The sequence below is a fragment of the Fictibacillus tiangongensis genome (assembly GCF_048083785.1).
Taxonomy (GTDB): Bacteria; Bacillota; Bacilli; order Bacillales; family Fictibacillaceae; genus Fictibacillus.
The window spans coordinates 2,432,266-2,448,267 of record NZ_CP182294.1; the positions used below are offsets into that span (position 1 = coordinate 2,432,266).

At 39.1% G+C, this 16,002-nt stretch carries 16 protein-coding genes and 1 riboswitch; of the genes, 3 read left to right on the forward strand and 13 right to left on the reverse strand.

Annotated elements, in window-relative coordinates; translation table 11 throughout:
* Positions 1-2 precede the first annotated feature (2 nt).
* Positions 3-755, reverse strand: a complete 753-nt coding sequence (locus tag ACNJYY_RS13100) for a metallophosphoesterase (protein WP_416728858.1) — start codon at positions 753-755, stop codon at positions 3-5.
* A gap of 175 nt (positions 756-930) precedes the next feature.
* Between ACNJYY_RS13100 and ACNJYY_RS13105 the strand changes: the two genes are divergently transcribed.
* Positions 931-1,146, forward strand: coding sequence for a hypothetical protein (locus ACNJYY_RS13105; RefSeq protein ID WP_416728859.1), 216 nt, complete (start codon positions 931-933; stop codon positions 1,144-1,146).
* A 6-nt stretch (positions 1,147-1,152) separates the two neighbouring features.
* Here the strand turns inward: ACNJYY_RS13105 and ACNJYY_RS13110 are convergent, their stop codons facing one another.
* The 5 genes from ACNJYY_RS13110 to ACNJYY_RS13130 all read right to left on the reverse strand — a co-directional run bounded on the left by ACNJYY_RS13110 (position 1,153) and on the right by ACNJYY_RS13130 (position 5,174).
* Entirely contained in the window at positions 1,153-1,605 is a 453-nt protein-coding gene (locus ACNJYY_RS13110; RefSeq protein WP_197221223.1) for a DUF2663 family protein, read from the reverse strand.
* A 180-nt stretch (positions 1,606-1,785) separates the two neighbouring features.
* Complete coding sequence (locus ACNJYY_RS13115) at positions 1,786-2,094, reverse strand: hypothetical protein (protein ID WP_416728860.1); 309 nt, start codon at positions 2,092-2,094, stop codon at positions 1,786-1,788.
* Positions 2,084-2,701, reverse strand: coding sequence for a CPBP family intramembrane glutamic endopeptidase (locus ACNJYY_RS13120; protein ID WP_416728861.1), 618 nt, complete (start codon positions 2,699-2,701; stop codon positions 2,084-2,086). Before ACNJYY_RS13120 ends, ACNJYY_RS13115 begins: the two co-directional genes overlap by 11 nt.
* Positions 2,702-2,704: 3 nt before the next feature.
* The gene (locus ACNJYY_RS13125) at positions 2,705-4,204 is read right to left on the reverse strand and encodes a RecQ family ATP-dependent DNA helicase (RefSeq protein WP_416728862.1); all 1,500 of its coding nucleotides are present in this window, start codon (positions 4,202-4,204) and stop codon (positions 2,705-2,707) included.
* Positions 4,182-5,174: a helix-turn-helix domain-containing protein gene (locus tag ACNJYY_RS13130; protein ID WP_416728863.1), complete on the reverse strand. Its 993-nt coding sequence runs from the start codon at positions 5,172-5,174 to the stop codon at positions 4,182-4,184. Before ACNJYY_RS13130 ends, ACNJYY_RS13125 begins: the two co-directional genes overlap by 23 nt.
* 305 nt (positions 5,175-5,479) lie before the next feature.
* Between ACNJYY_RS13130 and ACNJYY_RS13135 the strand changes: the two genes are divergently transcribed.
* Both ACNJYY_RS13135 and serA read left to right on the forward strand, forming a co-directional pair.
* Positions 5,480-5,728, forward strand: coding sequence for a ferredoxin (locus ACNJYY_RS13135; protein ID WP_066395765.1), 249 nt, complete (start codon positions 5,480-5,482; stop codon positions 5,726-5,728).
* Positions 5,729-5,922: 194 nt separating this feature from the next.
* The gene (gene serA, locus ACNJYY_RS13140) at positions 5,923-7,497 is read left to right on the forward strand and encodes a phosphoglycerate dehydrogenase (protein WP_416728864.1); all 1,575 of its coding nucleotides are present in this window, start codon (positions 5,923-5,925) and stop codon (positions 7,495-7,497) included.
* A 55-nt stretch (positions 7,498-7,552) separates the two neighbouring features.
* Here serA and ACNJYY_RS13145 read toward each other — a convergent pair whose 3' ends face one another.
* The 7 genes from ACNJYY_RS13145 to resB form a co-directional block, all read right to left on the reverse strand.
* On the reverse strand, positions 7,553-8,365 hold the full coding sequence (locus ACNJYY_RS13145; protein ID WP_416728865.1) for a histidinol-phosphatase: 813 nt from the start codon (positions 8,363-8,365) through the stop codon (positions 7,553-7,555).
* Between the two features lie 241 nt (positions 8,366-8,606).
* The gene (locus tag ACNJYY_RS13150; RefSeq protein ID WP_416728866.1) at positions 8,607-9,152 is read right to left on the reverse strand and encodes an ECF transporter S component; all 546 of its coding nucleotides are present in this window, start codon (positions 9,150-9,152) and stop codon (positions 8,607-8,609) included.
* Positions 9,130-9,531 carry a DUF4430 domain-containing protein gene (locus ACNJYY_RS13155; protein WP_416728867.1) on the reverse strand — a complete coding sequence of 134 codons (402 nt, stop codon included), beginning with the start codon at positions 9,529-9,531 and terminating at the stop codon, positions 9,130-9,132. Before ACNJYY_RS13155 ends, ACNJYY_RS13150 begins: the two co-directional genes overlap by 23 nt.
* Before the next feature lie 362 nt (positions 9,532-9,893).
* A riboswitch (cobalamin riboswitch) is annotated at positions 9,894-10,078 on the reverse strand.
* A gap of 113 nt (positions 10,079-10,191) precedes the next feature.
* Entirely contained in the window at positions 10,192-11,991 is a 1,800-nt protein-coding gene (locus ACNJYY_RS13160; RefSeq protein WP_416728868.1) for an ATP-binding protein, read from the reverse strand.
* Positions 11,988-12,704, reverse strand: coding sequence for a response regulator transcription factor (locus ACNJYY_RS13165; protein WP_066395787.1), 717 nt, complete (start codon positions 12,702-12,704; stop codon positions 11,988-11,990). Before ACNJYY_RS13165 ends, ACNJYY_RS13160 begins: the two co-directional genes overlap by 4 nt.
* Positions 12,705-13,183: 479 nt before the next feature.
* Positions 13,184-14,368 (reverse strand): c-type cytochrome biogenesis protein CcsB, encoded by a 1,185-nt coding sequence (ccsB, locus tag ACNJYY_RS13170; protein WP_416731868.1) that lies wholly within the window; start codon positions 14,366-14,368, stop codon positions 13,184-13,186.
* 25 nt (positions 14,369-14,393) lie between these two features.
* Complete coding sequence (resB, locus tag ACNJYY_RS13175; RefSeq protein WP_416731869.1) at positions 14,394-15,998, reverse strand: cytochrome c biogenesis protein ResB; 1,605 nt, start codon at positions 15,996-15,998, stop codon at positions 14,394-14,396.
* Between the last annotated feature and the right edge of the window lie 4 nt (positions 15,999-16,002).

Here is a 16,002-nt window from a genome sequence, read left to right on the forward strand (position 1 = left end):
TTTTACCGCGTTAAGGTTATCAAATGTGTTTGACTAGGTGCCCCTAATCGTAAAGGTAGATGTGTTGCACCATATCCGTTGCTCACTAATAAGGTATGTGTTAACTCTTCATACCAGCCGCCTCTTTTTGCTATTCCGAACGGTCCTACACGGATTTGTCCTCCATGCGTGTGCCCCGTTAAAACAAGCCGGATGTTATCTTCACCGTTGATCTGTTTAGAAATATCAGGATTATGACTAATTAATATCCTGCAGGAAGTTTGGCATTCTTTCAGTGCATCTTTCAGCGAGGCAAAACCTAAGGATGTATCATTTACTCCAACCAAGTCCAAACAATCATTGTTTCTTTTAATGCTGACGTTCGTATTGTCTAAAATCGTTGCGCCTTCATTTTCGATCGTGAAAGCTAACTGTTTCGTGTCTACATCGTAATCATTGTTACCCCATACAAAGAAAACAGGTCCAATCGTTGAAAGGCGCTTGATATTATCTTCTACCTTCTTCATTGAAACTCCTTTTTCAACAAGGTCACCACCTATTACAACGAGATCAGCTTTTCCAGATTCTTTGATAATCTTTTCAGATACTTCCCGCTTATGAACATCTGAAATAAAAAAGATCTTAAAATTTTCAAATGACTTCGGCAGTTTTGCAATCTTGATGGAATCGTGAATGACACGATTTCGATGTGCTTCAATATACATATATAGTAATAGCGAAACTCCAGCTAAAATGAATAAATATAAAAAGAGCATTGTGTCCTCCTGATACGAATTTAAATGATCATATCACATTTTCTTTAAGCATCCTAAGTAGAAGGAATCCGTTTTAATTTTTTGAATATTTAAAAAGATTTGTTGAAAAAAATGTAAATTTCACGTATGATTAATTTACATGATTAACCAAAATAATAGGAGAGGAAAAAACATCATGACATTAACTAAATTGAAAAATAAATCTCTCGTGACTGACCCTGAGCTGTCTTATAGCATGCGACTCGGTCTTCCTATAGAAGTGTATTGCATGGAAAAACACGAAACGCTTGCATTTGGAAGAATCGATCATTTTTGTGAAATGACTGTAGTCATCCAAGGTCAGCGCCACGATCGAGATTCTTGTTTATTTTTTGGCTGCCCCTGTCAGTAAATCTCATTATTTGTGAAGAATATTTATGTTATATTCATGTTTCATGAATTCAAAAACGACGTGCCTCTGGTTCCATTGTTCCTCATCACTCCACCATTCTTCGTTACGATCTATAAAATCTTTTCTGATCGCTTCAAAATCATCATCAGCTTTTTTATACTTCTTTTTCATCCAGATCATATAAAAGCTCGCAAAAATAATAAAACCTGTACAGATCCATACCATTTCATCAGAGAATAATAACGTTAATGGATTTGAAAATCTAGAGGCTGTTGGAAGCTTATAGTAGTAAAGGTAGACGAAGGTTGCTAGTACAACAAAAATCATTGATAATCCCCATTGGTTGATGGCTTTTTTCCACTTGTCTTTTTCAGCTTTTTTATCAACAAGCTGTGCTAACACTATACTTGTCAATTCATTAACAAAGGGCTTTATCTTCCAGTGATTCAGTGCATTCATTCGCATAACCTCCTGTACACATAACTATGCCTATACAAGCAGATTCATGCTTTTTAATAATTGCTAGTCCGTGTAACAAGCCCTTCGTTTCATTCTTGAACAGAAGATTTTAAGGGAATGGAATAAAAGAATATTTACAGTCAAAAAAAGACCGTCTGGACATTCATAACCAGGCGGTCTTTAATCCTCTATCTCTACTTGTTCAACGCCTTCTCGATCTTCACTTTGTACAGGGATATAAAGATCTTTTGACCACAATTTATAAGTCACTGTTATTCCGACCAAAAGAATAAAAGCAGCTAAGAGTAATCGAGTAACTAAAAAAGTTGTATTTCTCTTTACTTTTTTAGCGTTTTTTTGTTTTCTTTCGTTTTCTCTCTTTTTCCCGTGCACTTCTGTTCTTGAAGGCAAGGAATGAACATGTTGCACAGCAGCAGTGTTATGATCTGCTGTTTTATTTCTCAAACTCTCCGCCTGATCATTCTTCATCTAGATTCACACTCCTACTCTCGCTGTCATTGGTATTGTATTGTTTCGCTATCCAGCATCCTGAAATAAAATCGATCAAGAAATGAGCTATGAAAGGTACCCAGATGTTATCTGTCATCTCATAGATCATTCCTAGCCAAAAGCTTAATCCACAAACGATACTAAATAGAACAGGTTTTTTTATATAACGAACATGCAGTACAGCGAAAATAATACTCGTTAAAAATAGACCTAAAAGTGATTGGAGGACTCCGCGGAAGAGCCACTCTTCAGCAAAAGCAATTATGCCTGTTAGAAAAAAGATATGAATGTAAGAGAGAGAACCAAAAATCTTTTCGTTGATTCCGCCATCATCTAACGAATCTTCCGGCAACCTCTTTTTTAACTGAATTGATAAAAATGGAAGGAACAATCCTGTACTTATCGCAAGCAGCCATTCGCTCATCAAAAGATCAAGGTCATATAACACCCATGGAAATGAAACGTTAAAGAAGAATGCAAGTCCAAACGCCGCTATCATAAATAAACTTTGTGAAAAATAGACGTTTAACAAAAGTTCTCTCGGTGTGATCTGGTCGACCCAATTATTCTTTCCAGAATTTCTCATCCTTTAGTTGTACACTTCCTGTCTAAAAAGTCGTTTTAGTTCATCTTCCCATAATCCATAAGAAGTGTTGCGTGACGCTTGCTTTCCATAAAAGTAAGAAAGATCTGTTCCACAATGACCACAGCACATTGAATGTTGTTCAGGACCGGATTCTCCGAAATATCTCAGCAATCCGCTTCGTTTACACTCATTACTTGTTGCCCACTTTTCGATCGCCTTCAATGCATCTATTTTATCAGCTTTTCTATTCTCAATCGTGAGTTTTATTGTCGAGATCAGCACATTTTTTTCGTGAACATCTAGCTTTCGTTTATCTAGAACACCTGCTTTTTTCATGTGATATTCCATGAACCTTTGACCTGTTTCAGATAAACCAACGAGTTTCAGATTTTCTCTGTAAGTATTCTCTTTTAACTGTTCATGATCGGAAAACAAATAATCAATCTGTACGTGATCAGGAAGTTCTTGATCAATAAAATGATACGGTATCTCAAGATCAGCTGGATGATACAACAGGACACCTGCAGAAGGTTTCGAGTCTCTGCCCGCTCTCCCTATTTCTTGAATATATCCTTCAATCGTAGAGGGTGTGTGAAAATGAATCACAAATCTGATGTCCGATTTATTTATTCCCATTCCAAAAGCATTCGTACAAATAATAATGTTCAGCTGTGATTCAAGATATTGTTTTTGTACAAGAAGTCTCTCATCCGCATTCATGCCTCCATGATAATAAGCGATCCCTTCTATTTCATGATCTTGAAATTTTTTCACTAACTGTTCTGCCGCATTCCTCGTATTCGTATAGATGATGCCTGGACCCTTAAGCTGTTGAACCAGCTCCATTGCTCGCTCCACTTTCTGATCATGCTCATCAAAGCGTTCAACAAAGATTGATATGTTCGGACGGTTCACACTATGAATATGTACTTTTGCAGTCTTCATGTCTAGATGATGAAGGATATCGTCTTGCACTTTTTTTGTTGCCGTTGCTGTTAATGCAAGACAAAGCGGATTTCCCATCGCTTTTTTCATATCTGCTAACTCTAAATAAAAAGGACGAAATTCATGCCCCCATTGTGAGATGCAATGGGCTTCATCAACTACGAATAACGACCAACTAACTGACAGCAGAATAGAACGGATGTATGGGTTTTGAAGGATTTCAGGACTCACAAACACAAACTGATAATCTTGTATTCTTTTTAGGATGATTTGCTTCTCACCCTGATCTAAAAAGCTGTTAAGTGCGACCGTTCTCTTGAATCCTGCTTGTTTGAACTGATCTACTTGATCTTCCATCAAGGATACCAATGGAGAAACGATAAGTGCTCTTCCTTTTAATAGATGTGCAGCCATCTGATAGATTAATGTTTTTCCCGTTCCAGTCGGCAGCATACCTAACACATCATTTTCTGAAAGCAGGTCAGTAATCATCTCTTTTTGGCCAGATCTAAACGTTGAAAATCCATATAATTCTTTAAGTGCTGCTTCCAGTTGCATGTTTACCACCCTCTTTTGCAAGTACTAACCTGATCTGAAAATAGGACAAATGTGGAAAGGCATCTTTAAATGGGCGAAGCTTCGTTTCATTTGTTCTTCTGTAATAAGCTTTTATCTTCAAAAATTCTTGTTCATCAATGTAAGAGATGATCGAAAATTCGGGAACTTCTCTTGCAATCTCGACAAGATGATCTTCTAGTGTGCTGCTCTTAAGATTTCTAACGCTCATGATTTCCTCTATCGATTTATTGTTTTTTAACATTTTATAAGTTATCGATGCTGAATTCGTTAATGCTGGAGCTTCTGTATACGAACCTATTAAGGAGTACAGCATAGGAAGATCAAACTTTTCTGAAGTTACCTTTTGTATGAGAGAATGCAAGACCGCCCTGAAACGAAGAACAGTCTCTTGTAGACTTATGTCTTCAACCCGAGATATCTGTTCAAAGGTACTGCCAATTCTGTTGTAGCCAGACAGTTTCTTAACAAACAGATCCGCTGACACCTTATCATGATCAAACAGTACTCGTGATACTTCAGAATAGAGTTCTGCCGCTTGAACCTTTCTTTCTGAATCTGATTTAGGAAAAACAGATTTGACTTTTTGAATCACTGAGAAGTCCCTTACTACTGGTGAATAATTGAAATTTCCATAAAGGGAATTGGAAAGAGCTTGTACATATAATGTGATCACTTGCCAACAGGTAGTCTCGATTGAGGCATACTTTAGTCCGTTTAAATGCTTTAGGTATGATAATCTATCATTCTCACACTCAAGAACTTTTTCACCTTTTTCAGTAAGGATGTAAACATGGTCTTCTACAGCCTTCATATACTCTTCCTTTATCAAGCTACGAATGGTTTCAGTAAAAGTATCATGTGCCATGCCCTTAAAAGAGGCATAATATCGTTCAATGCCAAACCATTGACTGTCGGACAATGATTGCGCCGTTTTCTTTCCAGTTACCATATAATAGACGCCTGAGCTTTTTCTACTGCCGTTTATTTTTCGAAAGATATCTAATAAAACAACATGACAAATATCTATAATAAATCACCACACTTTATCATATAATCTATCTTATCAGATTTAAGGAAATTTAAGAGTAAAAGTGTTATATTAAGAGGAAGATTGGGAATAAAAGATATGACGAGGTCCTAATTTTCTATTGAAATGTAGAGGGATACTTATTACAATATGATTAGTAGACCCTTAATTTAAAATGGTTAAATATGTAAGCGGGTGTTTTTTCAATTCCTTAGGAGGTATTCATTATGCCAAAGTATACGATTGTTGACAAAGAAACTTGTATCGCATGTGGAGCATGCGGAGCTGCAGCACCAGACATTTACGATTATGACGACGAAGGAATTGCGTTTGTAACTCTAGACGATAACCAAGGAATCGTTGAAATTCCAGATGTATTGTTAGAAGATATGCAAGATGCATTCGAAGGCTGTCCAACAGACTCCATTAAAGTTTCTGATGAGTCATTCGACGGTGATGCATTAAAATTCGAATAGGTTACATCTAACTTTAAAACCCTCTTTCATTAGAGGGTTTTTTATTTATTTTATTAAGGATGATTCTCATTGTCAATTAGTTTTCTTGTTTTTTGAAAACGCTATCTTAAAAATCATAGTTGTACCTATCGTCAGAATGTGATAAATTATCAAAATATTGATGCTATTCATAAAGATAGACAAGGGGTGGAACTGTGACAGCAACCGTATTAGTCTGTGATGGAATAACGAGTGAAGGTGTTGAACCGTTAGTAAAACTTGAAGGTGTTGAACTGATCTTCGGAAAACTTGACGAAATCACGCAACCAGAAAACATTCAAGGAATCATGGTACGCAGTGCAACAAAGATTACAGAAGAAGTATTGAGTCAGCTTCCCGCACTTCAAATCATTGCACGAGCGGGCGTTGGTGTAGATAATATCGATCTGAACGCAGCTACAAAAAGAGGTGTACTCGTAGTAAACGCACCTGAAGGAAACACCATTTCCACAGCAGAGCATACTTGGGCCATGATGATGGCATTGGTCCGAAACATACCTCAAGCTAATCAATCAGTAAAACAAGGTGAATGGAACCGCAAAAAGTATACAGGGCAAGAACTTTATCAAAAAACACTCGGTATCGTCGGCATGGGACGAATCGGCTCTGAACTTGCGAAGCGCGCAAAAAGCTTCTCCATGAACGTTCTTGTATTTGACCCTTATTTTCCAAAAGAAAAACAAAAAGAACTATCCGTTACATCTGTTGATCTCGATACGTTAATCCAGCAGAGTGACGTTATCACCGTTCATACCCCGCTAACAAAAGATACCCATAAACTATTAAATCTTGATAACTTAAAATATGCAAAAAAAGGTGCGTTTATTTTAAACTGCGCTCGAGGTGGCATCATTGATGAGGAAGCTCTTCTACACTACTTGGATAATGAGCATCTATCTGGCTGTGCTCTTGACGTTTTCGAACAAGAACCGCCCGTCAGCCGCTCTTTAGTCGATCATCCCAAAGTTATCGTTACACCTCATATTGCTGCATCCACGGTGCAAGCGCAGAAAAATGTAGCTTATATGGCGAGCGATGAGATTCGATCGCATTTTCTACATCAACCATTAAAACACGCGGTGAACTTCCCTTCACTATCAAAAGATACGTATGAGAAACTGATTGCTTATTATGATTTCTCAAATCTTCTTGGTTCTTTTACGACCCAGTTCTTTAAAGAACCTGTTTCAGAGATCTCGATCGGCTATGGCGGATCATTATCTGAAACTGATACTACTTCCCTTACACGCAGTTTTTTGTGTGGCTTCCTAAAAACGAGATTAGATCGCCCTGTTAATGATGTAAACAGTATGGTTGCCGCAAAGGAACAAGGAATTGTAGTCGGTGAAAAGCACGGAACTGATGATCACGGTTATCCGAATATCATCCACGTAAAAGTCACTGGCCTGAACACAACGTTTACTCTTTCTGCGACACTCGTTAAAGGTTTTGGTGGCCGAATCATCAAGTTGAACGGATATACGGTTGATTTTGTACCACAAGGATCACTTCTGTACATCGAACATCGTGATACACCAGGAATTATCGGAAAAGTAGGGGCCTTCTTAGGAGAACGCAACATAAATATCGCGACGATGCACGTTGGACGTAAATCAGCTGGCGGCGAAGCTATGATGGTCCTTACCTTTGACACGCAGCTTCCAGAATCTACTCAGAAAGAGCTCAGGAGCATTGAGGATCTTCTCGTGTGCAAACCATTGGATCTATAGTATCGAGCTAGCAAAAAGCTCTGCATGTTGATTGCAGAGCTTTTTGATGTGTGTTTTATCCTAAATCTACTTCTTTTCTTTCTCCATCCTGAAAAGTCATCAGCTTCGTGTAACCGATCTCTTTTGCGAGCATAATCGTCGACTCATAATTTTCCCCAACTTGGTGAGGTTCATGAGCATCTGAAGAGAGTACGATCGGTATCCCTTTTCTATAGCAAAGGGATAGAAGTTCTGGCTCTGGATAGATTCGTCCGACAGGTTTCCTTAGACCCGCTGATGAGATCTCTACACACGTTTTTGAATTTTTTAACGCATCCGTTATGCGCTCATACTGTTCTACTAAAAATTCTTGGTCAGTTGGAACATATTTAAAGATCTTGACTAGATCGATATGTCCAACAATATCAAATAGGTTTGATTCTGCAAGTGTTACAATTTGATCATAGTACGAACGATACGTTTCATAAAGATCTCGTCGGTCCCATTCTTTTCGGTATTCAGCAAGGTCTATCCCAAAATCATCGACCCAATGCACAGAACCGATCACATAATCGAAAGGGTAGGAATTTATGAATGCCTCCATCTCAGCGTGTCTTCCTGGTGTATAATCCATTTCGATCGACATGCGGACGTCCATTCCTAACTGATCTGCACGCTTGAACAGATCTACATAATCGTCCATCTTGTAATAGCGTCTCTCTTCCATCCATGGTTTGGATACGATGTTTTTTGTTTCATAAAAGTGATACGCGTGTTCCGAGATCCCAAACTCTTGTATTCCCTTCTCTTTTGCCGTGTCTACAAATTGTTTTAGATAATCGATCGTTAATGTTCCTTTTTCGAGATGAGAATGGTAATCTGTCAGCATATTAATCTCCTTTTTAAAACGTTTTACCATATGTACCATGAATTCCTTGTTCGTTCAAGAGTTTATGCTCCCAATTTACCTCCGATAAATAAGACGCTTAAGCACATCATTAAAAAAATCACAGCAAAAAAACGGTTCAGATAATCTCGCATATTGTCCTCCTAAGTAAAAGTAAAATCAACTTTATCATCCTATTCAGCTTTAGAACATTTTGAACCGGTTTTTAAAGAAAAAAAGCTCCCTATTCAAAGGCAGCTTTTTGACTTACATCTTTATTAATATAATTTTCCATCACATAAAGAAGTGGTTTGTAAAGAACGATAAAGAATACCACGTTACCAATCGCATGATTGAGATCAAAAGGAAGACTCGCTAAGTAATAGGGCCAGAATTTCTGCATGATGATTCCGCCAAAGAGAACGGACATGATAAAACCAAACAGAAAGCCACAGAATCCTGCATAGATCGGCAGCAACAACCAAGGGATCTTATGTCTGTATCTGCCTAGGTATGCGCTCATTACGGCAATCAGCCCCCACGCAAACATCTGACCGAACGTCCACAAGCCATGTCCTAAAAATAGATTGGTTGTGATCGTACTTAGTATCGCAAGTAAGAGCCCTTGAGCTGGACCGAGTACGAATGAAGCGAGTATGAGTATCGTCGTGTTCGGCTGAACATTGGGTATCATAGCAAAGGCGATCCTGCCTACTGTCAATATAGCAGCAAGTAAAGCGATGATCGTAATTCGTTTAACGGTCAGCTTATTCATATTTGTGAAGATCAAATTCTACGACATCGCCAGGTTTTAACGTTATATCCTTAGCACCCTTCATCGCTTCTTCACCGTTTACAGAAAAGAACCAAGATGTTTTCTCTTGTTCGCTTCCAGCCACGCCTTCAATACTGCTGATAAAAGCACCATCGTATTGTGTTTCAATCTTAAAGTTATCTTGCATCACGTCCATGATCGTCGCATCTTTTGGGATATCAATTTTCTTTTCCGTAACTTTTTCTTTACCGTTATCTTTTGTGATCTCAACCGTTACTTGTTCTTTCTTCGTTTCTTCTTGTTTCGGCTGATCAGCTGTTTCCTTCGTTTCAGTCGTTCCACAGCCTGCTAACATCATCATCATTGTCGCTAATACTAAAAGTAATTTTTTCATGATTAACCTCTTCCTAGATAAATTTCTTAATTTGATTGATCTTTGCTTTACCTATTGTTCATTAAACTTCCTCGATAAAGTTGATTGGAGCGGAAGATGCGAGACGCCTGCGGGACGAGCGGTCAGGTGAGACCCCTTAGAGCGCAAAGCGGCAAGGGGGCTCACCGCACGCCCCGCGTAAAGCGAAGCAACTGGAACGTAAATCAACCACTTTCTTAAAAGCAACAATATGTAAAATACTTCCTCACAAAGTCACGTACAACTAAAAAAATCCCCTTCGGCTACGAAGGAGATTAATAGTATACAGGCAGAAAACAGCAACCGGCCTCGGTACTGTTAAACACCCCCCTATCCTCGTAGGTCATGTCATGTAACAAACAGGCAGGTCTCCTGGCTCTTGATCATCGTCTCCTAACGCCTTCCCGTTTTCACAGTGGCGAAACTATAGGATTCTCACAATTACAGTGGCGGGACCGCAACGGAATCTAACCGTTTTCCCTATTAAGCTCGTCCGATAAAGGACTGCACCTGTTTAACACTTATGAAATTTTTTGAAATCACAATTCCTATTATAAACATATTGGAGAAATTTGTGAAATCCTTTTTTAATAACTGCTTTTGTTCCTTATGAAACAAGATTAATCGGGACGTATTGCTAATTTACTTCAACGTTCGCGGAATAACGAAAGAAAATGTTGTACCTTCATTATTCTTACTGTGAACGCTGATCTGACCACCATGTGCTTCCACTATGTTTCTTGCAATGGCAAGTCCAAGACCCGTTCCACCTGATTTTCCTCTTGTTCTTGCTTTATCACCTTTATAAAAGCGTTCGAAAACAAATGGCAGATCCTCTTCTTTAATACCTGTTCCATTGTCTTTAACAAAAAACTTCACGTTCTGATCGCTCACTTCAACAGTCAGATTAACAAACCCGCCTTGAGAAGTATGACGAATCGCATTGTCTATCAAATTGGTTAAGACTTGCTCAATCCGGTCTGGGTCGATATCCATCTCCTCTTGCAGACTTTTGAGATTTTTCTTAAACTCTAGATTTAATTGGATCTCTCTGTCTTTTGCTGGACCTTGAAATTTTCGCACGATTCTTTCTGCAAAAGGAATGATCGGAAGAGAGCTATAATGAAGCTTCATGTGACCTGCTTCTAATCTTGCAAGATCGAGAAGTTCGTTGACTAGTCTTCCCATGCGTTTCGATTCGTCTAAGATGATTCCTGCTAACTCTTTCTTCTCTTCTTCAGATTCTGCAATATCATCTACGATCGCTTCACTATACCCTTGAAGCATCGCAATAGGTGTCTTCAATTCATGTGAAACGTTGGCAACAAAGTCTTCTCTAAGCTTGTCCATACGACGTTCTTCCGTCATATCTCGTAGAACAGCGACTGCTCCCCGTATTAAAGACTGGTCATACAGCGGCGTCATGACAACTACCCAAGAACGGCCTTGTATCGCGATCTCTGTCATCTGTTCACTCTCGAGAGCAACAACCTGTCCAAAGAGCTGTTTGACCGTCTCAGGAACGTTTCCGTTAACCTCAGTCTTCATGCCTGATTCGTAATAGAATGCCTGTAGGAAACGATCAGCAGGAGGATTCGTAACAAGGATGTTCATTTTTCTATCAAAAGTGATCACACCATCTGCCATCGAACTCAAAACACTCGTTAGCTGCTCTTTTTCTTGATTCAACGCTGTGATGTTGTTTTTTAACTGTCTGCCCATACGGTTGAACGTCATGCCAAGTTCGCCGATCTCATCATGGGTTAAAATCGGCACTTTCATATCAAACTCACCTTTTGCTACAGAAGTCGCCGCTTCTCTCATCCTTCTTAGTGGTGCCGTAATACGTGTAGATAAGAAAAATGCAAAGATCGTAGTTAAGATGATCGCGATCCCCGCTGCTAAAAAGATGAGATACTTTGTATGGTTCGTTGTCTTTTCCACATTTTCAATGGATTGATAGACGTAAACGGCTCCTGCATTTTCTCCCGACCCATAAGGTTCACCATAGATGATCATCGTTTGCATGGTCTCATCATTTTCATTCAGAACAGGAAAATCTCCGTTTACATAGATCTTTTTTCCGCTCTCTGCGACAGTTGATAGTTGATCATTTTCTTTAAAAACAGAAACAGGGATGTAAGGTGCATCCTCGTAAGAATTCTTAGACATGAACGATTCTTGATTTTCGTCTATGATCATAATAGACATGGAATATGCCTCAGCCATTTCACTAGTGACTCGTATGGCTTCTTCCTTGTTCTCATCGCTTTCCATAATTAATACGAGTCGATCAGCCATCTTTGTCAATTGATCCTCTGCCTGTTTATCATAAAAGTTCTCAAAAAATTGAGTAAGGAGAATCGTAAGTAGTGTTAAAACGACTGAAACTAATAAAAGTATCGTTATCCATAGTTTACCAACTACGCTTCTCCAGATCATTCATTCCCAACCTCAAATTTATATCCTACTCCCCAAACTGTCGCAATCATGGATGCTGCATCCGGTGAGACTTTATTAAGCTTTTCTCTGAGTCTTTTCACGTGTGTGTCAACTGTTCTAAGGTCACCAAAGAATTCATAGTTCCAAACATCTTTTAAAAGTTGTTCGCGTGCATAGACTTTATCTGGGGTCTTTGCTAAATAGTACAGCAACTCATATTCTTTTGGTGTTAAGTTAACTTCTTTTCCGCCAGCTGTTACACGGTGAGCATCGTGATCGATCGTAAGGTGCTTAAACACAACAACGTTCTTAGCAACTGTCTCGGTTTGCAGGAACTTTGTCGGAGAAGATCTTCTCAATAGAGCTTTTACCCGTAAGATGACTTCTCTTGGACTGAACGGCTTTGCGATATAATCGTCAGTACCGGCTTCAAATCCTTCTATACGATTAAGCTCTTCTCCTTTAGCTGTTAACATGATCACAGGAGTCGCTTTCTTTTCTCTTAATTTCTCACAAACCTCAATCCCATCCATACCCGGAAGCATAAGGTCGAGCAATATGAGATCAAAATTGATGGAAACTGCCATCTGTAGCGCATCCTCACCATTTTCTGCTTCATGAACTTCGTAGTTCTCTCGCTCTAGATACATCGTTAATAGTTTTCGAATTCTTTCTTCATCATCAACAACTAGAATTTTAGCTTCTGTATCCATATTCAATCCTCCACATAAAATCGGTTAGACATGATTTTTTCCTGTCTCTATCATACATGAAACCAAGTACACTAAACAAACCGGACATGCTGTAACTCTATTTTCTTTTGACTTAGGGATGGTTTTGAATAAAACTTATTTATAGTTGATTTCCGTTACAGATGCTCGCTTTCCACGGGGCGAACGGTGTTCGAAGAAGTACGTGTGCTCCTTTGTCTACCAGCAAACCCTATCGAAGCGAGATTTCTCGTCGCATGCCTTACCAGAAGAAATTGCACGTAGCTGGCACGCTACGCGCCCTTAGGAGTCTCCACCTGGCCGCTCGTCCCGTAGGAGTCTCGCATCTTCCACTACAATAAACTTATCAATGAAGTTAAAAAAAATGATTAAAACAACAATTCCTAAAGGTCATTATGTAGTTGATCATGTTCGTCTCTTTTAAAAAAGTCTCTCTAATAAAAGAGAGACTTCTTAAATCTTTAAGCGTATGAATGCAATCCTACAAGAACAAGGTTTACCGCGATCAAGTTAAATGTGATGATCCAGAACCCTAACACGCAAAGCCAAGCAGACTTTTCTCCGTGCCAGCCTCTTGATAATCGTAAATGAAGGAATGCGGCATAGAACAAGAACGTGATAAGAGCCCAAACTTCTTTTGGATCCCACCCCCAAAATCTTGACCAAGCTTGCTGAGCCCAAATCATAGCAAAGATAAGTGCTCCTAGTGTAAAGATCGGGAAACCAATCGCAACTGCCCGGTAACTGATCTCATCCAAAAGATCTGGGTTCATTCTCACTTTTGTTTGAAGAGCTGCTGCTATTCGTTTTCTTAAAATTAGACGAAGCAAACCGTAAAGGGCAGCTCCTGCGAGTAGTGACCAGATAAACGTATTTAGCTTAATAGAAGCATCAACACCGTTCATCCAGGATGGTGTAGAAAATAATGGTCCAAAAGAATCGTCGAGTTGCTCTCCGTTACTTGGACCAGCGATAGCCGGCATATCGTAAACTACTTTTACTGCTTGATTGTTATCATCCATCATCTCAAACGTTGTTTCATACCCAACACCTTTGAACCCGATGGAAACAAAGATGAATCCTACAACAGCGATCAAGCTGTACAGGATGATCTCTAACCATAAAGTCTTTTTTGAAGAGACCGTCTGATCAACCGTACGGATCAAATAGATCAGCCCTGAAACAAAAGAGATCGCAAGGATTCCCTCTCCAAGCGCCGCTGTCGTTACATGGATTTTGAGCCAGTCACTTTGAAGAGCGGGAATCAGTGGAGAGATATCTCTCGGAAACATGCTCGCATATGCGATGACCAGAACAGCGATTGGCATTGCAAAAACACCAAGACCGTTCGTACGATAGATGATGTATAAAATAATAAATGCGAGTACCATCATCATGCCAAAAAAGGTAGTGAACTCAAACAAGTTACTTACAGGAGCATGTCCACTTGCCATCCACCTTGTAATAAAATAGCCTAATTGTGATACAAAACCAACACAAGAACTAATGAACCCTATTTTTCCCCATTTTTTCGTATGAGCAGCGTCTTTACCTTTTTTATCAGAAATAGACATTGCAAAGAATAGAGTAGAGAACAAATAAATAATAAATGCACTATATAAAAGTGTACTGCTGATTTCAGCCATCATTAACCCTCCCGCTTGAACAGCATTACTTTGAAGCTGTTACTTTTTCTTCTAAAGGTGTGAGATTGGTCTTATCAGACAGAAATTCCACATCTTTTTTCAAGCCATACCAGTTCTTATTCGTATGCGCTGCAGTCCATACTTCACCTGCATTTTGTTTGATCCAAATTCTTCTATAGTTCCAATACAATCCTTGTGTAACACCGATCATAAAGATGATTCCGCCAAGGGCAATGATCCAAAGCGTATGGTCTTTTCGAACTGTAAGCGCCGTTAGATCTTTCGTTTCGATACCGGCGAATGTCATTTTAAACTGATTCTCACCGGAATCAATATTTTTCTGAATGCCTACAAATGCTTTTTCTCCTTCTGGTGTTTTAGGAGAATACATAGAGAATACAAACGCAGGGTTATCAGGTAAGTTATTAACAGTTGATGGCTGATTCTGGTCGTTTAGGACGAAGTTTGGAAAGTATTCTTCGATCTTAACTTTATAGCCGTCGCCTAGGTCATACTCTTTCTTAGGATCATGAAGATCTACTGTTAATTTACCAAATTTGTTACCCGTTGCTTTTTCTTCGAGTTCGAAGCTCATCTTGTAAAACTCGTTAAGCTTAAAGTCTGTTTGATAAAGAGCAAACGAGTCGAACTTAAACGGTTCGTTCACTCGGATCTCACCACTCTTCACTTTTTCAAGCTCTGGCTTGGCTCCGATCGTATGGTTCTCTTTTGTTTTATAAAGAGTCACATTACTTTGATAGTTCTTTGCGACTTCTCCATCTACAGAACTAAGCGCGCTATTAAACTTTTTTTCTTCCTTATCATACATCTCAAGAATGAAGTCGTTGTTTTCCAGATAATATTGACCTTCTTCGCTTGAAGTGCCTGGAATCGAAGCTTTTTCTCCTTCTCGCACCCATAAGATATCATCAACATACATCCCTGGAAAGAATCGAAGCATTGCTCCCGTTAAAAAGATGATCAGCCCAACATGGTTTACATATGCTCCCCATCTTGAAAAACGGCCCTTTTCCGCAAAAAGGTTGCCATTTTCTTCTCGAACTTTGTAACGAAGAGATTCAAGCGTGTACTTAATCTCATCAAGTTCCACATCACTGCTTTTTGAGAACAAGCGCTGATTCTTCATAAATTGATCATGTCTTGTGACTCTTTGTGTCTTTAATGCTTTATAGAGCGGTATACCACGATCAAGGCTGGCAATAATGATAGAGAGTCCTAGCATTCCTAGTAGAAGAATGAACCACCATGAACCATATAGGTTATGAAAACCTAACAAATAATAGATAAGTCCTAACGTACCGTATTCGCTTTCATAATGTGTCGCAGGATCTACATTTGGAGGTATGAACGTCTCTTGCGGAAAAATGGTTCCGATCGCCGCTGCTACTAAAATAATAACAATAAGCCATACTCCGACCTTAACAGACGAAAAAAAGTTCCAAATCTTATCTATAAGTGTTTGTTTATAGGTTTGAGATCGCCTCGCGCTTCCTTCATATCTCATGCTTGATAGTATTTCAACATCTTGCGTCAACGGTTTACCGCAAGCTTGACAAAGGCTTGTTCCGTATGGGTTAGAGTGGCCGCATTCACATGTTATCGTTTGCATCATT